Genomic DNA, 1,200 nt, shown 5'->3' on the forward strand with positions numbered 1-1,200 from the left:
TAGGGTAATCCCCCCGTTTTTAACGGGGCTCTGTAGTAGAATTTACGCGGCCATTTTCAGTTTCTGTGCGGGGGTTATGCCGCCGATGCCCATATTGGGCCGTTCATTGTTGTAGGTCCATAGCCACTGCGTGGCGAATTCCTGTGCCTCCTCGATACTTTCAATGATGTATTGGTCGAGCCATTCATGTCGGACGGTGCGGTTGTAGCGCTCGACATAAGCGTTCTGTTGCGGCTTTCCGGGCTGGATGTGGCTCAAAGCAATTCCTTGCGTTTCAGCCCATTCCATCAGTTTGCCGCTGACGTATTCGGGTCCATTATCCACACGAATGGCGAACGGTTTGCCTCGCCATTCGATGATCTGGTTGAGGCTTCGGATCACGCGCTCGGCGGGTAGCGAAAAGTCTACCACGATCCCCAGCCCCTCGCGGTTGAAGTCGTCCAGGACATTCAGCAGCCGGAACTGCCTGCCGTCTTCCAAACGATCTGCCATGAAGTCCATCGACCAGACCAGGTTCGGCGCATCCGGTACAGTCAAGGCATCGGGTTTGTCCCGCTTCAAACGCTTGCGTGGCTTGATCCTGAGGTTCAACTCCAACTCGCGGTAGATGCGGTAGACGCGCTTGTGGTTCCAGCGATGTCCCCGGACATTCCGCAGATAAAGAAAACACAGGCCAAAGCCCCAGGTCTTCTTCGCTCGCGTCAGTCCAATCAGGAGATCGGCGATCTGCTCGTTCTCATCGTTCAGCTTAGCGCTATAGCGATAGCAGGTCTCGCTGACCTCGAACGTGCGGCAGGCAAGCGCAATGCTCACCCCGCGCAATGCCACTGCTTTCCCGGCCATCTCTCGGCGTTGAGACGGCCGCGTCACTTTTTTCCCAGAGCCTCTTTGAGCAGTTCCGCCTGCATGCTCATCTCCGCGTACATCTTCTTCAACCGACGGTTCTCGTCTTCCAGAGCCTTCATCTGACTGATCATCGACGCGTCCATGCCACCGTATTTGGATCGCCATTTATAAAATGAGGCCGTGCTCATTCCATGTTCCCGGCAAAGCTCGGGCACCGGAACACCGCCTTCTGCCTGGCGAAGGATTGCAAGGATTTGTGGTTCGCTAAATCTGCTCATCTTCATCGAATTCTCCTCGATCATATTGCCGAGAAAATTCTACTTTTGAAGCCAGTTAATATGCGGGGGGATTACC

The 1,200-nt window shown here is 54.7% G+C and carries 1 protein-coding gene; it reads right to left on the reverse strand.

Features of this window, described 5'->3' with window-relative positions:
* Nucleotides 1-42: 42 nt before the first annotated feature.
* A protein-coding gene (locus tag B9A97_RS29220) for an IS3 family transposase (protein ID WP_143530778.1) occupies nucleotides 43-1,130 on the reverse strand; the annotation gives its coding sequence in 2 pieces (ribosomal slippage) (nucleotides 43-869 and nucleotides 869-1,130; 1,089 coding nt in all).
* Between the last annotated feature and the right edge of the window lie 70 nt (nucleotides 1,131-1,200).

It is taken from the genome of Rhizobium sp. RU36D (assembly GCF_900176345.1).
Taxonomy (GTDB): domain Bacteria; phylum Pseudomonadota; class Alphaproteobacteria; order Rhizobiales; family Rhizobiaceae; genus Allorhizobium.